Source organism: Rhodoferax sp. LB1P47, assembly GCF_056521445.1.
This window is the reverse complement of sequence record NZ_JBWMAU010000002.1, coordinates 127,937-143,343: the sequence shown is the minus strand read 5'-3', so window position 1 is coordinate 143,343 and position 15,407 is coordinate 127,937. Positions and strand designations below refer to the sequence as shown.

The 15,407-nt window shown below is 64.2% G+C and carries 11 protein-coding genes; 10 read left to right on the top strand and 1 reads right to left on the bottom strand.

Features of this window, described 5'->3' with window-relative positions; genetic code table 11:
• The first annotated feature begins 31 nt into the window (after positions 1 to 31).
• Both AC0969_RS04555 and lolA read left to right on the top strand, forming a co-directional pair.
• Positions 32 to 2,362, top strand: coding sequence for a DNA translocase FtsK (locus tag AC0969_RS04555; protein WP_479622950.1), 2,331 nt, complete (start codon positions 32 to 34; stop codon positions 2,360 to 2,362).
• Positions 2,363 to 2,366: 4 nt separating this feature from the next.
• Positions 2,367 to 3,011 (top strand): outer membrane lipoprotein periplasmic chaperone LolA, encoded by a 645-nt coding sequence (lolA, locus tag AC0969_RS04550; RefSeq protein ID WP_479622949.1) that lies wholly within the window; start codon positions 2,367 to 2,369, stop codon positions 3,009 to 3,011.
• 48 nt (positions 3,012 to 3,059) lie between these two features.
• On the opposite strand, the gene AC0969_RS04545 is transcribed toward lolA, so the two are convergent.
• Positions 3,060 to 4,265, bottom strand: a complete 1,206-nt coding sequence (locus AC0969_RS04545; RefSeq protein WP_479622948.1) for an HD-GYP domain-containing protein — start codon at positions 4,263 to 4,265, stop codon at positions 3,060 to 3,062.
• Between the two features lie 66 nt (positions 4,266 to 4,331).
• Here AC0969_RS04545 and AC0969_RS04540 point away from each other — a divergent pair, with 66 nt between their 5' ends.
• The 8 genes from AC0969_RS04540 (at position 4,332) to AC0969_RS04505 (ending at position 15,390) form a co-directional block, all read left to right on the top strand.
• A complete protein-coding gene (locus AC0969_RS04540) occupies positions 4,332 to 5,624 on the top strand; it encodes a replication-associated recombination protein A (protein WP_479622947.1) in 1,293 nt (430 codons plus the stop codon).
• Between the two features lie 202 nt (positions 5,625 to 5,826).
• Positions 5,827 to 6,756: a branched-chain amino acid ABC transporter permease gene (locus AC0969_RS04535; protein ID WP_479622946.1), complete on the top strand. Its 930-nt coding sequence runs from the start codon at positions 5,827 to 5,829 to the stop codon at positions 6,754 to 6,756.
• Between the two features lie 13 nt (positions 6,757 to 6,769).
• Positions 6,770 to 7,843 carry a branched-chain amino acid ABC transporter permease gene (locus tag AC0969_RS04530; RefSeq protein ID WP_479622945.1) on the top strand — a complete coding sequence of 358 codons (1,074 nt, stop codon included), beginning with the start codon at positions 6,770 to 6,772 and terminating at the stop codon, positions 7,841 to 7,843.
• A gap of 9 nt (positions 7,844 to 7,852) precedes the next feature.
• Positions 7,853 to 8,638, top strand: a complete 786-nt coding sequence (locus tag AC0969_RS04525; protein ID WP_479622944.1) for an ABC transporter ATP-binding protein — start codon at positions 7,853 to 7,855, stop codon at positions 8,636 to 8,638.
• Positions 8,639 to 8,640: 2 nt separating this feature from the next.
• Complete coding sequence (locus AC0969_RS04520; protein ID WP_479622943.1) at positions 8,641 to 9,381, top strand: ABC transporter ATP-binding protein; 741 nt, start codon at positions 8,641 to 8,643, stop codon at positions 9,379 to 9,381.
• Positions 9,382 to 9,487: 106 nt separating this feature from the next.
• The gene (locus tag AC0969_RS04515; protein WP_479622942.1) at positions 9,488 to 10,783 is read left to right on the top strand and encodes a metallophosphoesterase family protein; all 1,296 of its coding nucleotides are present in this window, start codon (positions 9,488 to 9,490) and stop codon (positions 10,781 to 10,783) included.
• Entirely contained in the window at positions 10,780 to 14,268 is a 3,489-nt protein-coding gene (locus AC0969_RS04510) for an AAA family ATPase (RefSeq protein ID WP_479622941.1), read from the top strand. The genes AC0969_RS04515 and AC0969_RS04510 overlap by 4 nt, the downstream gene beginning before the upstream one ends.
• A gap of 102 nt (positions 14,269 to 14,370) precedes the next feature.
• Positions 14,371 to 15,390 carry a phytanoyl-CoA dioxygenase family protein gene (locus AC0969_RS04505; protein WP_479622940.1) on the top strand — a complete coding sequence of 340 codons (1,020 nt, stop codon included), beginning with the start codon at positions 14,371 to 14,373 and terminating at the stop codon, positions 15,388 to 15,390.
• The last annotated feature ends 17 nt before the right edge of the window (positions 15,391 to 15,407 follow it).

The window sequence follows — 15,407 nt, the reverse complement described above, 5'->3', positions numbered from 1 at the left end:
GCGGTAAGCTTGGCGCAGATTTTTTCTGCCCATGACTTACTCCCTCAATACTCTGAATTCCTCCGGTCCGGTGGTGTCGCCGATGCGCACCGGCATCAACCGTTTTGCGCGCGAAATCAGCCTGATCCTGGGCTTGCTGGCGCTGGTGTTTTGGTGCATGGCGCTGCTGGGCTACTCGTTGCAGGATGCTGCTTGGTCCACCTCGGGGCAGAGTGCCGTGGTCTACAACTGGGGCGGGCGGCTGGGCGCGTGGATCGCCGACATGAGCTACTTTTGCCTGGGCTTTTCGGTCTGGTGGTGTCTGGCTGCCGGGGTACGCGCCTGGCTGGCCGGGCTGGCCGACTGGATGCGTGCCCACGCCCCCGATGACAAACCCCGGCCCAGCGGCCATTTGGCGGGCACGGCCTGGGGCTTTTGGGTAGGGCTGGTTTTGCTGCTGTGCGCCAGCAGCGCTTTGGAATGGTCGCGCCTGTACCGGCTGGCGCCTGTGTTGCCGGGCCATGTGGGCGGTGTGCTGGGCTATCTGGTCGGGCCGTTGGGAGACAAATGGCTGGGCTTTACCGGGTCGGGTTTGGTGTGGATTGCGCTGGGCGTGATTGGTGTGTCGGCGGTGTTCCGCTTCTCGTGGAGCCAGGTGGCCGAGCGGCTGGGGGCCTGGGCTTATGCGCTGGTCGAGACACGGCGCGAAAAGCGCGTGGTGGCCGAAGACCTGGCCGTGGGCAAGGTCGCCGCCAAGAAGCGCGAAGCTGTGGTGCGCGAGGAGCGGGTGGAAATCGCCATCCACCACCCCACGCCGGTGCAGATTGAACCCACGCTGGTCGATCCGCCCAAGAGTGCCCGCGTCATCAAAGAGCGCCAAAAGCCGCTGTTTGCCGACATGCCCGACTCCAAGTTGCCACAGGTCGATTTGCTGGACGGCGCGCAGTTGCACCAGGAAACCGTGGCCCACGAAACGCTGGAGATGACCAGCCGCATGATCGAGAAGAAGCTCAAAGACTTCGGTGTGGATGTCAAAGTGGTACTGGCATCGCCCGGCCCGGTGATTACGCGCTATGAAATTGAGCCCGCTACGGGGGTCAAAGGCTCACAGATCGTGGGCTTGGCCAAGGATTTGGCGCGCAGTTTGAGTCTGGTGTCGATCCGGGTGGTGGAAACCATTCCCGGCAAAAACTACATGGCGCTGGAGCTGCCCAACGCCAAACGCCAGTCCATCACCTTGTCGGAAATCTTGGGCTCGCAGGTCTACCACGAGGCCAAGTCGCTGCTGACGATGGGCCTGGGCAAGGACATCATTGGCAACCCCGTGGTGGTGGACTTGGCCAAAATGCCCCACGTGCTGGTGGCCGGAACCACTGGTTCCGGCAAGTCGGTGGGGATCAATGCCATGATTTTGAGCCTGCTGTACAAGGCCGAAGCCCGTGATGTGCGGCTGCTGATGATCGACCCGAAGATGCTGGAAATGTCGGTGTATGAGGGCATTCCGCACCTTCTGGCCCCGGTGGTCACCGACATGCGCCAGGCGGCGCACGGCCTGACTTGGTGTGTGGCCGAGATGGAGCGCCGCTACAAACTGCTGAGCAAGCTGGGCGTGCGCAATCTGGCCGGTTACAACGCCAAGATCGACGAGGCCAAGGCGCGCGAAGAGTTCATCTACAACCCGTTTAGCCTCACGCCCGACAGTCCCGAGCCCTTGAAGCGCGAGCCGCACATCGTGGTGGTGATCGACGAGCTGGCCGACCTGATGATGGTGGTCGGCAAGAAGATCGAAGAGCTGATTGCCCGGCTGGCGCAAAAAGCCCGCGCCGCCGGTATCCACTTGATTCTGGCCACCCAGCGCCCCAGCGTGGATGTGATCACCGGCCTGATCAAGGCCAACATCCCCACCCGCATCTCCTTCAAGGTCAGCAGCAAGATCGACAGCCGCACCATCCTCGACCAGATGGGGGCCGAGGCCTTGCTGGGCCTGGGTGACATGCTCTACATGCCCGGTAGCGGCATGCCAACGCGCATACACGGTGCGTTTGTCAGCGACGAAGAGGTGCACCGCGTTGTAAATTACTTGAAGAGCCAGGGCGAGCCCGACTACATCGAAGGCGTGCTGGAAGGTGGCACGGTGGATGGCGAGGACGGGGAGGGCGGCGACGGCGGCGACAGCAGCGCGGAAAAAGACCCGATGTACGACATGGCCGTGGAAGTGGTGCTGAAGAACCGCAAGGCCAGCATCTCGCTGGTGCAGCGGCATTTGAAGATCGGCTACAACCGCGCCGCCCGCTTGGTGGAAGACATGGAAAAAGCCGGTTTGGTCAGCGCCATGAGCGGGGCTGGTCAACGCGAAATTCTCGTTCCAGCCCGCACCGAGTAATACTATGAAAAAATTATTTGCTACGTTATTAATAGCTACTAGTGCAGGTGCTACCTGCGCTAATGGCCTGGAAAGCTTGGAAAACTTCGTCAAAACGGTCAAATCTGGCCGGGCGGAATTTACCCAGGTGGTGACCTCGCCGCCCAAGGAGGGGCAGGCAGCGCGGGTCAAAACCTCTACCGGCAGCTTCGAATTTCTGCGGCCTAGCAAATTCAAGTTTTTGTACAAAAAACCGTTCGAGCAAAGCATCGTGGCCGATGGCCAGACCCTGTGGCTGTATGACGTGGACCTGAACCAGGTCACCGCCCGCAAGCAGTCGCAGGTGCTGGGCTCCACCCCCGCCGCGCTGATTGCCACCGCCGTCGATCTGCGGGCCTTGCAGGCCGATTTCACTTTGCTGGCCGCACCAGACAAGGACGGCCTGCAATGGGTGTTGGCCACGCCCAAGACCAAAGACGGCCAATTGCAAAGCGTGCGCGTGGGCTTCAAGGTCGACGGCAAAACCACCGAATTGGCCGCGCTGGAGATTCTGGACAGCTTTGGCCAGCGCTCGGTGATGGCATTTGCCAAGGTGGAGGTGAACCCGGCACTGGCGGCCGATAGCTTCCAGTTCAAGCCGCCAGCAGGTGCGGATGTGCTGAAGCAGTAGTTGCAAATCCAGAAACACCGCAGCACTAAAGCCTGGGGAGGGCTTGGGCTACCCCGGTATCACTTTCAGTATGGCCTTGTACACCCGCTCATGGTTGATCTTGACGTTGTCGGCGGCCGCTGGCGACTGGATGGCAAACGGTTTTTCACGCGTGTCGCGCAGCACGTAGATGCCCAGCGGCAGGCCTTCGGCGTTGGCTACGCTGACCACCATCGGGGTGTTGACGGCAACCCCTTTTTTGACGCTGACGGCTTTTTCGCCATTGGCCAATAGCACGTAGGTGCCGGGGGGGTAGAAGCCGATGGCGTTGGTCATGGCTTTGCCGACGCGGGCGTCTTCGTCCGGCGCACCCACGATGTTGGATTTGGCGGCCCCCAGCGCCGACAGGCCGGGCCGGGTTGAACGGTGGGCCATTTTTCCGATCAGCACGTCGGCCAGGTGCAGGATGCGGCGGCATTCGAGGTTGCGATCCAGCCCCTGGGTTTCATCCCGGTTGTGGTGCAGGCGTACGAGGTCTAGCAGGTCGTCATTCATGGCACCAAAGCTGCGCAAAATTTCCTCGCTCAGAACCGGGTGTTCCTGGATCAGCTGCTTTTGCGCTGCGTCGGGCGGGGTGGGCTGGGTGGCCAGCGTGTCTTGCAGCTTGGCCATGCTGATGTTCATGGTCAGGGCGGCCTGTACCAGGATGGGCCGCACAAAACTGTCCAGTTCCAGTTTGCGGGCCGTCAGCTCGCACACCACCGCGCAGAGCAGCGCGTGGGTGGCGCAGTAGCCCAGGGTTTGGTCGGCCAGAGCCTGGAACAGGCAAAACAGGCTGTCGTCCACGTCTTTGTCCAGCAGTTCCATTGCCCGCTTTTGTACGCCTAGCAGGCGGCCCAGCGGGTTGTGGGCAGCGGGCCCCGTGTGCAGTACCGTGCCCCAGACGGCTTGCACATCGGTCCAGCCGCCGGTGATGTCTTCGCCCACGGTGTAGTCCAGCTCCAGGATGTCTTGCGGCATGGTGGCCTTGGCAATTTCCTGGATGCTCACCCCGTCGCGCAGCAAGCCGTAGATCAGGCGGTCGTAGCTGCTGACCCAGGCTTTGTAGTCGGGCTGGGTGGCGCAGGCCCCGTGGGCCTCCAGGTGTTCGCGGTGGTGCTCCGACAAAATCGACTGTCCTTTGCGCAGCAGCAGGTTGCCTTTGGAATCCCAGATGTTGATGGGCAGCGGGCGGAGGATTTCGATGCGGGAAATGGGCACGGGGACATAAATCATATGGCGGGGAGGATAAGGTATGACGCACCCGTTTCGCGCCAAGAGCGCATGGGAGAATCCTGCTCCATGACCCGTACCGCCTTGTCTACCGATGCCCCGCTGGCCGAGCGCCTGCGCCCGAAAAATCTGGGCGAAGTGATTGGCCAGCAGCACCTGCTGGGCGAGGGCATGGCGCTGCGGATTGCGTTTGAGTCGGGCCAGCCGCACAGCTGCATCCTGTGGGGCCCGCCCGGCACCGGCAAGACCACCATCGCCCGGCTCATGGCCGATGCGTTCGAGGCCCGCTTCATCACCATTAGCGCAGTGTTGGGCGGGGTCAAGGACATCCGCGAGGCGGTGGAGCAGGCGCTGGTCTCCCAGGCCCAGGGCCGCCGCACGATTGTGTTTGTGGACGAGGTGCACCGCTTTAATAAAAGCCAGCAAGACGCGTTTTTGCCGCATGTGGAAAGCGGGCTGTTTACTTTTGTGGGGGCCACCACCGAGAACCCGTCGTTCGAGGTCAACTCGGCCCTGCTGTCGCGCGCAGCGGTCTACGTGCTGCAACCGCTCACCCCCGAAGATTTAGAACAAATAGTGGCCCACGCGCAGGCTATACATGCGGTTGTAGCTATAGAAAAAATAGCTATTGACCGTTTGGTGGCCTATGCCGATGGGGATGCCCGGCGGCTGCTGAACACGCTGGAAACCCTGGCCGTGGCCGCCACCCAGGAGAAGCAGGCCGAGATCACAGACGTGTGGCTGCTCAAGGTGCTGGGCGAGCGCATGCGCCGCTACGACAAGGGCGGCGAGCAGTTCTACGACACCATCAGTGCGCTACACAAATCCGTGCGTGGCTCCGACCCGGACGCGGCGCTGTACTGGTTTGTGCGCATGCTCGACGGTGGGGCCGATCCGCGCTACATGGCCCGCCGCCTGGTCCGCATGGCCAGTGAAGACATTGGCCTGGCAGACCCGCGTGCCTTGCGCCTGGCGCTGGATGCCGCCGATGTGTACGAGCGGCTGGGCAGTCCCGAGGGCGAGCTGGCGCTGGCCGAATGCGTGGTGTATCTGGCCGTGGCGGCCAAGTCCAACGCGGTCTACAAAGCTTTTAACGAGGCCAAGGCCTTCATCAAAAAAGACGGCACCCGCCCGGTGCCCATGCACCTGCGTAACGCCCCAACGAAGCTGATGAAAGAGCTGGACTACGGCAAAGGCTACCGCTACGCGCACGACGAGGACGGTGGTTTCGCGGCGGGCGAGCAGTATCTGCCCGATGGCATGGCCGCGCCAAACTTTTACCGGCCGGTGCCGCGCGGTTTGGAGATCCGCATTGGCGATAAGCTGGAGGAGTTGAAGCGGTTGAATAATCAGAAGCGCTAATACTGTCACAAAGGCGCTAATCCACGGCCTATCAAGGGTAAATACGCCTGAAACCCTGTGTTTTGGCCCGTTTCGTGCTGGATACAATCCGCCACAGAAAACCCGCACCATTTTGGACATGGCGGGTTTTTTGCTAAATAGCGGCAAGGTCTTACCAGGCGTTGCAGCCTGTGGATGCTTCACACAAACGGAGAATTTTTATATGGATATCTTGCTACAGCAGATCATTAACGGTCTGGTGCTGGGCAGCATGTATGCCTTGGTAGCCCTGGGCTACACGATGGTGTACGGCATCATTAATTTGATCAATTTTGCGCACGGCGAGGTGCTGATGGTCGGCGCGCTGACCAGTTGGACCATCATTGGCCTGATGCAAGAGGGCATGCCCGGCACGCCCGGCTGGCTGGTCTTGCTGATCTCGCTCATCATTGCCTGCATCGTCTCGGCCACGCTCAATTTCGTGATTGAAAAAGTCGCCTACCGGCCGCTGCGCAACAGCCCCAAACTGGCCCCCTTGATTACCGCCATCGGCATGTCCATCCTGCTGCAAACCCTGGCCATGATCATCTGGAAGCCCAACTACAAACCTTACCCCACGCTGCTGCCTGCTGCGCCGTACAACATCGGCGGCGCGGTCATCACGCCCACGCAGATTTTGATTCTGGCCCTGACCGCCGTGTCGCTGGCGGTGCTAATGTGGCTGGTCAACTACACCAAGCTGGGCCGGGCCATGCGGGCCACCGCAGAGAACCCCCGCGTCGCCGCCCTGATGGGTGTCAAGCCCGACATGGTGATCTCGGCCACCTTCATCATCGGCGCGGTGCTGGCCGCCATCGCCGGTGTGATGTACGCATCCAATTACGGCACCGTGCAGCACACCATGGGCTTCCTGCCCGGCCTGAAAGCCTTTACGGCCGCCGTGTTTGGCGGCATTGGCAACCTGGGCGGTGCGGTGGTCGGCGGCATTTTGCTGGGCCTGATCGAATCCATCGGCGCGGGCTATATCGGCCAGTTGACCGGCGGCGTGTTGGGTAGTAACTACTCCGACATCTTTGCCTTCATCGTGCTGATCATCGTGCTCACGCTGCGCCCATCGGGCCTGCTGGGTGAACGTGTGGCCGACCGGGCTTAAGGGGAGTAACACCATGAAAATGAATAAAACCAACCTCATCATCGGTGCCATCCTGGCGCTGGTCCTCCCGCTGGTGCTGCAAAGCTTCGGCAACGCCTGGGTGCGTATTGCCGACATGGCGCTGATCTACGTGATGCTGGCCCTGGGCCTGAACATTGTGGTCGGCTTTGCCGGTCTGCTCGATCTGGGTTATGTGGCCTTCTTTGCCGTGGGTGCCTACACCTACGGCCTGCTGGCTTCGCCCCAGCTGACCGACTCCTTCCCTGCCATTGCCGCCATGTTCCCCGAGGGGCTGCACATGCCGCTGTGGCTCATTTTGCCGGTGGGGGCGGCCATTGCCGGGCTCTTCGGCATGCTGCTGGGCGCGCCCACCCTCAAGCTGCGCGGTGACTACCTGGCCATCGTGACTCTGGGCTTTGGCGAAATCATCCGGGTGTTTTTGAATAACCTCGACCACCCGATCAACATCACCAATGGTCCCAAGGGCCTGAACCAGATCGACTCACTGAAGTTCTTCGGCATCGACCTGGGCAAACCGCTGCATGTGGCTGGCTTCGAGATTGCTTCGGTCAGCCTGTACTACTACCTGTTCCTGGTGCTGGTGGTGATCAGCGTGGTGGTGTGCCACCGCATGGAGCTGTCGCGCGTCGGCCGCGCCTGGATGGCCATCCGCGAAGATGAAATCGCCGCCAAGGCGATGGGCATCAATACCCGCAACATGAAGCTCCTAGCGTTTGGCGCCGGTGCCACGTTTGGTGGCGTATCGGGCACGCTGTTCGCCGCGTTCCAGGGCTTTGTGTCGCCCGAATCCTTCAGCCTGATGGAGTCGGTGATGATCGTGGCGATGGTGGTGTTGGGTGGCATTGGTCACTTGCCCGGCGTGATTTTGGGTGCCGTGCTGCTGTCGGCCTTGCCCGAAGTGCTGCGCTACCTGGCAGGCCCGCTGCAGGCCATGACTGGCGGACGGTTGGACTCGGCCATCCTGCGCCAATTGCTGATTGCGGTGGCCATGATCGTCATCATGCTGATGCGCCCACGCGGACTCTGGCCTTCGCCCGAGCACGGTAAATCGCTCAAGGTCAAGTAAGGAATACCCATGACAGACAGCAAAAAATCCGAAGTGATCCTGCAAGTTGCCGGTATTTCCAAGCGCTTTGGCGGCCTGCAAGCCCTGAGCGATGTGGGTATCACCATTAAACGCGGCCAGGTCTACGGCCTGATCGGCCCCAACGGCGCCGGTAAAACCACGTTCTTCAACGTCATCACCGGCCTGTACACCCCCGACAGTGGCACGTTCCAGCTGGCCGGCAAGCCCTATTCGCCCACGGCGGTGCACGAAGTGGCCAAGGCCGGCATTGCGCGCACTTTCCAGAACATCCGTTTGTTCGCCGAAATGACTGCGCTAGAGAACGTTATGGTCGGCCGCCACATCCGCACCCACACCGGGCTGCTGGGCGCGATCTTCCGTACCAAAGGCTTCAAGGCCGAAGAGCTGGCCATCGCCAAACGCGCCCAAGAGCTGCTGGACTACGTTGGCATTGGCCAAATGGCCGACTTCAAGGCCCGCACCCTGAGCTACGGTGACCAGCGCCGCCTGGAAATCGCCCGCGCCCTGGCCACCGACCCGCAACTCATCGCTCTGGACGAGCCCGCTGCCGGTATGAACATGACCGAAAAAGTCATGCTGCGCGAGCTGATCAACAAGATCCGCAACGACAACCGCACCATCTTGCTCATCGAGCATGACGTGAAACTAATGATGGGCCTGTGCGACCGCCTGACCGTGCTCGACTACGGCAAGCAAATCGCCGAAGGCACGCCTGCCGAAGTGCAGAAAAATGAAAAAGTGATCGAAGCCTACCTAGGCACCGGAGGACACTAGAGATGGCTAATACACCTATGAAAAAAACCGGCGAAGTGCTGCTCAAAGTCAGCGGCCTGAAGGTCTCCTACGGCGGCATCCAGGCCGTCAAGGGCGTGGACTTTGAAGTCCGCGAAGGCGAACTGGTCAGCCTGATCGGCTCCAACGGTGCGGGCAAAACCACTACCATGAAGGCCATCACCGGCACGCTGCCGTTTGTCGGCGGCGACATCCAGTACCTGGGTAAAAGCATCAAGGGCCGGGGCGCGTGGGATCTGGTCAAAGACGGTCTGGCCATGGTGCCCGAAGGCCGGGGCGTGTTCACCCGCATGACCATCACCGAAAACCTGCAAATGGGCGCGTACATCCGCGACGACAAGGCCGGCATTGCGGAAGATATTGAGAAGATGTTCACCATCTTCCCGCGCTTGCGCGAACGCAAAGACCAGCTGGCCGGCACCATGTCCGGTGGCGAACAACAAATGCTGGCGATGGGCCGCGCCCTGATGAGCCGCCCCAAGGTGCTGCTGCTCGACGAGCCCTCCATGGGCCTGTCGCCCATCATGGTGGACAAGATCTTTGAAGTGGTCAAAGACGTGTACGCCCAGGGCGTGACCGTGCTGCTGGTAGAGCAAAACGCCAGCCGTGCATTGGGCATTGCCGACCGGGGCTACGTGATGGAGTCCGGCATCGTCACCATGAGCGGTGATGCAAAACAAATGCTGAACGACCCCAAGGTGCGCGCCGCATATCTGGGGGAATAACTCCCGGTATTCCTCCCTCCCCTCCCGGGGGAGGGCCGGGGTGGGGGGCTCCCCGGCTTATAAGTAAAAACGGCTTCTACCGCACATACCACCTACACTAGGTGCTATGAATAACGTAGTAGCCACTTTGGCCGCCACCCCCGGCACTTTCCGCTTCCTCCACGCCGCCGACCTGCACATCGACAGCCCGCTGCGCGGCCTCAGCCGCTATGCCGGAGCCCCGGTGGAGCGCCTGCGCAACGCCACCCGCCGCGCTTTGGAAAACCTGGTCGATCTGGCCTTGGCCGAGAAGGTGCACTTCGTGCTGCTGGCCGGCGACCTGTACGACCGCGACTGGCCCGACTTCCACACCGGTTTGTTCTTCCGCGCCCAAATGGTCCGACTGGGCCGGGCCGACATCCGCGTTTTCATCGTCCAGGGCAACCACGACGCGCAGGGCACCATCACCCGCGAACTGCCGCTGCCCGAGCACGTGAAGGTGTTCTCCAGCCGCAGCGCCGAGACCGTGCACCTGCCCGCGCTGGGCGTGGCCATCCACGGCCGCAGCTTTCCCCAGCGCGAAGTGCCTGAAGACCTGGTGCCGCATTACCCGGATGCGCTGCCCGGCCAGTTCAACATCGGCCTGCTGCACACCAGCCTCACTGGGGCCAGCGGCCACGACACCTACGCGCCCACCGACATCCCCACGCTCAAAACCCGGGGTTTTGATTACTGGGCGCTGGGCCACGTGCACACCCGCGCCGTGGTCTGCGAGTCGCCCCGTGTTGTTTTCCCCGGCAACCTGCAAGGCCGCCACGCCAATGAAACCGGGGCCAAAGGCTGCGAACTCGTCACCGTCAGCGCCGGGCACATGGAAGCCCGTTTCGTGCCGCTCGACGTAGTGCGCTGGCACCAGCTCAGCGTGCCGCTGGACGGCGTGGATAACTTGGCCCAGGCCAGCCAGAGCATCACCACCGCGTTGGAACACGCCACCGTGGGGGAGGGCGACCGCCTGCACGCCCTGCGCATCACGCTTACCGGCCGCACCACGCTGCACACCACCGAGGCCCAGCAGCCCGGCACGCTGGAAGCCGCAGTGCACGCTGCCGCCCAAGACGTGGCCGGAGCCGAGCTGTGGATCGAGCAGGTGCAGTTGCAACTCAGCTCGCCCGTGGATCGCGCCGCTTTGGCCCAGGGCGATGACGCGGTGGCCGAACTGCTGCGCCTGGTCGATAGCCTGGCCGCCGACCCTGCTGCACTGGCCGCATGGACGGCCGGAGCCTGTGGCGACGTGCTGCACAAGCTGCCCGCCGAGGCCAAGGGCGACGGCAACTGGGCCGACCCCGACACCTTGAAAGCCCTGCTGATGGATGCCGAATCCACTCTGCTGGCCCGCCTGGCTGTATCCGAAAGAGCTGCATGAAGCTGCAAAAACTCTACCTGTCCGCCTTCGGCCCGTTCACCGACAAGTTGCTGGATTTCACCGCCACATCCCCCCATGCAGCCGCCCGCGTGCATCTGCTGTTTGGCCCTAACGAGGCCGGTAAATCCTCCGCGTTGCGGGCGATGGCCGACCTGCGCTTTGGTATCCCCGTGCGCAGCGCCGACAACTTTGTGCACGACAGCCCCAAGCTATTGATCACCGCCGTGCTGGAAGACGCCGACGGCCAACCGGTAGCGGTGGCCCGCCGTAAAAAGAACAAAGACGCGCTCACTGCTGCCGACCCCGCCACCGGCCAGCCGCTGGCCACCCCGGTCAGTGCAGCGGTGGTCCAGGCCCTTACCGGCGGCATGGACCGTGCCGCCTTCGAGCGCAGCTTTGGCCTGGACCACGCCCGCCTGCGCGAAGGTGGGCGCCAACTGCTGCAAGGCGAGGGCGAACTCGGGGCCGCCCTGTTCGAGGCCAGCGCCGGGCTGCAAGGCATCAAAGCCCAGCTGGCCAGCCTGCAAGACGATGCCAAAAGCTACTACAGCCCGCGTGCCACCCAGGCCGTCATTCCCGAAGCTTTGCGCCAGATTGAAGAGCACAAAGCCGCCTTCAAAGCCGCCCTGACCCGCCCAGCAGAATGGAAGGACCGCCAGCGCGCGGTAGACACCGCCACCGACCAGCGCAGCGCCCTGCAAGACCAGCTCAAGGCCGCCCACCGGCGCATCCACACCCTGACCGAGTTGCGCGCCGTGCTACCTTTATTGCAGCAGCTTGCGCAGGTACAACATGCGCTAGAGGCACAAAACACTATAAATTTACTGCCCCCGGAGGCCCGCGAACACCGCTTGGCCGCCCAGCACAGCCTGCACACCGCCACCGAGCAGTGGGATGCCGCCCAGGCCGAGCAAGCCGTCTGCGCCCAGGCCCAGTCCGCCCTGCTGCTGGAACCCGCCTTGGTGGCCCACGCCCCCGCCATCGAACGCGTGGTGCAAGCCTGCGCACTCGTTCGCCAGCAGCGCGGTGAACAGGTACAGCTCCAAACCCAGGCCGGGCAGGGCGCAGTGGCACTGGCCGAGATGGCCCGCCGCATCCACCCCGATGCAGGTCTGGCAACCATCCTGGCCGCCGTGCCCGGCCCCGCCGACCGCGTGGCGCTGGACGAACTGCTGGACTCCCTGGCCCGCCACACCCAGGCGCTGGCCCAGCAGCAAGAACGCTTGGCGCAGCTGGATACGCAGCTCGCCCACACCCCGGAAGATGCCACACCCGTGCCCCCGGCCTTGCTGGCAGCCGTCGAATCCGCCTTGCAGCACGCCCTGGCCTTGGGCCTGGGCGTGGACGACACGCCCCAGCGCCAAACCGAGGCGCAGCGCGACACCGATGCCGTGGAGCAACGCCTCCAGCGCGCCCTGGCCGACCTGCGCCTGCCCACTGCCGCCGCCCTGCAAGCCGCCCGCCCTCTGCTGCTGGCCGACATCACCCTGGCCGAAAAAGCCCAGACCGACCATGCCACCACCGCCGAGGCGCTGCGCAAGGAAGATGCCGACCTGCAACGCGAACGTAGCACCCAGCAGCAGCGCCAGCAGCAACTCGCCGCCGTGGGCGAAATCGTCACCGCCCAAAGCCTCAAAACCGCCCGCGACCAGCGCGATGCCTGCTGGGTGGAGGTCAAAGCCTCTTATGGACATGACGCAGCTTCGCCCGCCACCCTGGCCGCCTTCGAGCCCACCCAAACCGAGGCCGACCGCCAGGCCGACCTGCTGCGCGAAGGGGCCGCGCGTGCCGCCCAGGCCGCCGAATGCGCGCTGCGCATCGCAGAGGCCGACACCCGCCGCCATGCCATCGCCCAGCAATTAACGGATGCAACAGCCCACGCCGCGCAGCAGCAACGCGACTGGCTCCAGACCCTGGCCGACGCCCACCTGCCCCCGCACCCGCCCGCCGCCCTGCGTGAATGGCAAGCCCTGCGCGCCACGGCGCTAGAGCTGTGCGAACGCCACGGCCAGCTCCAGCGCGAACAGGCCGATGCCACCCACGCCATCCAGACCCGCACCGAGGCGTTGGCGCACGCCCTGCACGCTGCCGGATGCCCGGCCGTGGGCGCACACCTGCTGCCCCAGGCCAGCACCTGGCTGCGCAGCGCCCAGGATGCCGCCGCCCAAACCCGCGCCCAAGCCACCCAGCGCAGCGCCCAACAGGCCGAACGCGCCACGCTGGAGCGCCACATCGCCGCGCAAAAAATCAGCCTGGATGCCGCGCACACGGCACAAACCGCCTGGACCACCCGCCTGTTCCTAGCCACCGCCAGCAGCCCCGCAGCCATCAAGGCCCGGCTGGCCGAACTGGCCGCGCTGGAATCCGCCCACACCGCCCACGCTCGCCGCGCCGAGGCCATCGCCCAGCACCAGGCCCGTGCCGATGACGTGCAAGCCCAGGCCCAGGCGCTGGCCGACGTGCTGGGCGAGCCGGTGCAGCAGATCGACGACTTCGCCGACCGCCTCAGCGCCCGCCTCACCAGCGCACAAGCCCATGCCCTGCAAGCCAGCGAGGTGGCACGCCGCTTGGCTGCCGCCCAACAGCAATCCGCCATTGCCCAGCAGCGCATGACGGCCAGCGACACCAGCCTGCAAGCCCTGTGTACTACGGCCGGAGTGGATGCCCCGCAGGCATTGCCCGAGGCCGAAGACCGCTCCACTGCCCAGCGTGCCCTGCAAGACCAGCTGCACGCACTGGATGCCCAACTGCGCCAAGCCACCGTCCGCCCGCTGGCCGATCTGCACGCCGAGCTTGCCGGGCGCGATGCGCTAGATATGGACGCAGAACGCGCCGCCCTGGAAAGCCAGGCCACGCAACTGGAAGCCGATGTCGCCAGCGCCAGTGCCGCCTTGCAGGCGGCCCAGCACGCGCTGGCCGCCATCGACACCTCCGCCGCTGCCGCCGAGGCCCGCGAACAGATGGAATCCGCCGTGGCCCGCCTGCGCGCCGCCGTGCAGCCCTGGATGCAGTTGCGCCTGGCCGAGAGCCTGCTGCAAGAGGCGTTGAAGCGCTTCCGCGAACGCGCCCAGGCCCCGATGGTGCGGCTGGCCTCCGAATACTTTGGCCTGATCACCGGAGGCCGTTACCCCAAGCTGGTGGTAGATGCCTCTGCCGAGCGCCCGGTGCTGCAAGCCGAAGGTCTGGACGGCCGCCTGATCGGCATCGAGGCCATGAGCGAAGGCACCGCCGACCAGCTGTATTTGGCCCTGCGCCTGGCCGCGCTGGAACTGCAACGCGGAAACGGAAACGGGGGCGGCCCTACCATGCCGTTGGTGCTGGACGACGTGCTGATGACCAGCGACGACACCCGCGCCAGCTACATCTTCCAGGCCCTGGCCCGCTTTGCCGAGGGCGGGCAGGTGCTGCTGTTTACCCACCACCAGCATTTGGTGCCGGTGGGGCAGGCGGCGCTGGCGGGGGGGCTGGCGGTGCATTATTTATAGGTAAAGGCGGCTGGCTCCCGAAAATGCAGCTTTTGGGTTTGCGCTCAACCTGTCCAACCCGCCGCCTACACTCGCGTTCCTCCACCTGCCCACCATCCACCCATGTTTACCCTCTTCACCGGAGCCAAAAGTTTCAAGTGCGACCGCTGGGTAGGCCACCCCCGGCTGAACCAGTGGGGGCTGCATGTGGCACGCAAGCGGGTGGCGGCGGGGCTGGCGGCGCTGCGGCGGGGGGTGTTGGGCTGGGGACTGCCGTCGGCGGTGCGTCAGCAGCTGGACCAGCAGGGGCTATGGGTGCAACCGAACTTTTTGCCGCCCCAGGCACTGCAGGCGGTGCAGCGCGAGATTGCTTCGGTGGCCTGGCCCACGTTGGAAATGAGCCAGCCGCCCGCCCGCACCTTGCGCATCAATCTGGACGCGGCCACCTGCGACAAGCAGTTTCCGGCGCTGGGCCGCTTGATCGCCGACCGCGCGCTGCTGCGCGGCTTGCGCTATGCGGCGGGCTACCCCGGCACGCCGATTGTGGGGGTGCAGATCATCCGCAGCGACGGCGTGCAGGCCGGGCACGACCCGCAGACCGACTGGCACCGCGACACCTTCCACACGGCGGGCAAAGCCTGGTTCTTTTTGCATGCGGTGGCGGCTGACCAGGGGCCGTTTGCGTTTGTGCCCGGCTCGCACCGGCCCACGCCCGCCCATTGGGATTGGGAGTACCAGCAAAGCCTGTGCGCCCACCTGGATACCAATGCGATGCATGCCAACGGCTCGTTTCGCATCGATGCGGCTGGCTTGGAGGGCCTGGGCTACCGTGTGCCGCCGGTGGCCGGGGTGGCGGCCAACACGCTGGTGGTGGCCGACATGGGCGGCTTTCACCGGCGCACCCCGAGCCAGCAGCCGACGGTGCGGGTGGAGCTGTATTTCAGCCTGCGGCGCAATCCGTTTTTTGCCGGACTGTTTCCCAGTGTGCTGGGCTGGCCGGTGGTGCGGCAGCACTGGGCGGGCTGGGCCTACCGGTATTTTGAAAAGATGCGGGTGCTGGGCCGGCCGAACTGGATTCCGCTGGGGCTGCGGCCTTTGCAAGACGACGAGCGCCGCCTGCTGGAGAACCCACCCCCGTTGTAGAGGGCGCTGCGTAAGTC

What these genes read in the sequence shown, in the direction of transcription:
- AC0969_RS04555 (WP_479622950.1), top strand. Translation starts at nt 32, where the DNA reads ATGACTTACTCCCTCAATACTCTGAATTCCTCCGGTCCGGTGGTGTCG.
- AC0969_RS04535 (WP_479622946.1), top strand. Translation starts at nt 5,827, where the DNA reads ATGGATATCTTGCTACAGCAGATCATTAACGGTCTGGTGCTGGGCAGC.
- AC0969_RS04510 (WP_479622941.1), top strand. Translation starts at nt 10,780, where the DNA reads ATGAAGCTGCAAAAACTCTACCTGTCCGCCTTCGGCCCGTTCACCGAC.
- lolA (WP_479622949.1), top strand. Translation starts at nt 2,367, where the DNA reads ATGAAAAAATTATTTGCTACGTTATTAATAGCTACTAGTGCAGGTGCT.
- AC0969_RS04545 (WP_479622948.1), bottom strand. Translation starts at nt 4,265, where the DNA reads ATGATTTATGTCCCCGTGCCCATTTCCCGCATCGAAATCCTCCGCCCG.
- AC0969_RS04515 (WP_479622942.1), top strand. Translation starts at nt 9,488, where the DNA reads ATGAATAACGTAGTAGCCACTTTGGCCGCCACCCCCGGCACTTTCCGC.
- AC0969_RS04540 (WP_479622947.1), top strand. Translation starts at nt 4,332, where the DNA reads ATGACCCGTACCGCCTTGTCTACCGATGCCCCGCTGGCCGAGCGCCTG.
- AC0969_RS04525 (WP_479622944.1), top strand. Translation starts at nt 7,853, where the DNA reads ATGACAGACAGCAAAAAATCCGAAGTGATCCTGCAAGTTGCCGGTATT.
- AC0969_RS04505 (WP_479622940.1), top strand. Translation starts at nt 14,371, where the DNA reads ATGTTTACCCTCTTCACCGGAGCCAAAAGTTTCAAGTGCGACCGCTGG.
- AC0969_RS04520 (WP_479622943.1), top strand. Translation starts at nt 8,641, where the DNA reads ATGGCTAATACACCTATGAAAAAAACCGGCGAAGTGCTGCTCAAAGTC.
- AC0969_RS04530 (WP_479622945.1), top strand. Translation starts at nt 6,770, where the DNA reads ATGAAAATGAATAAAACCAACCTCATCATCGGTGCCATCCTGGCGCTG.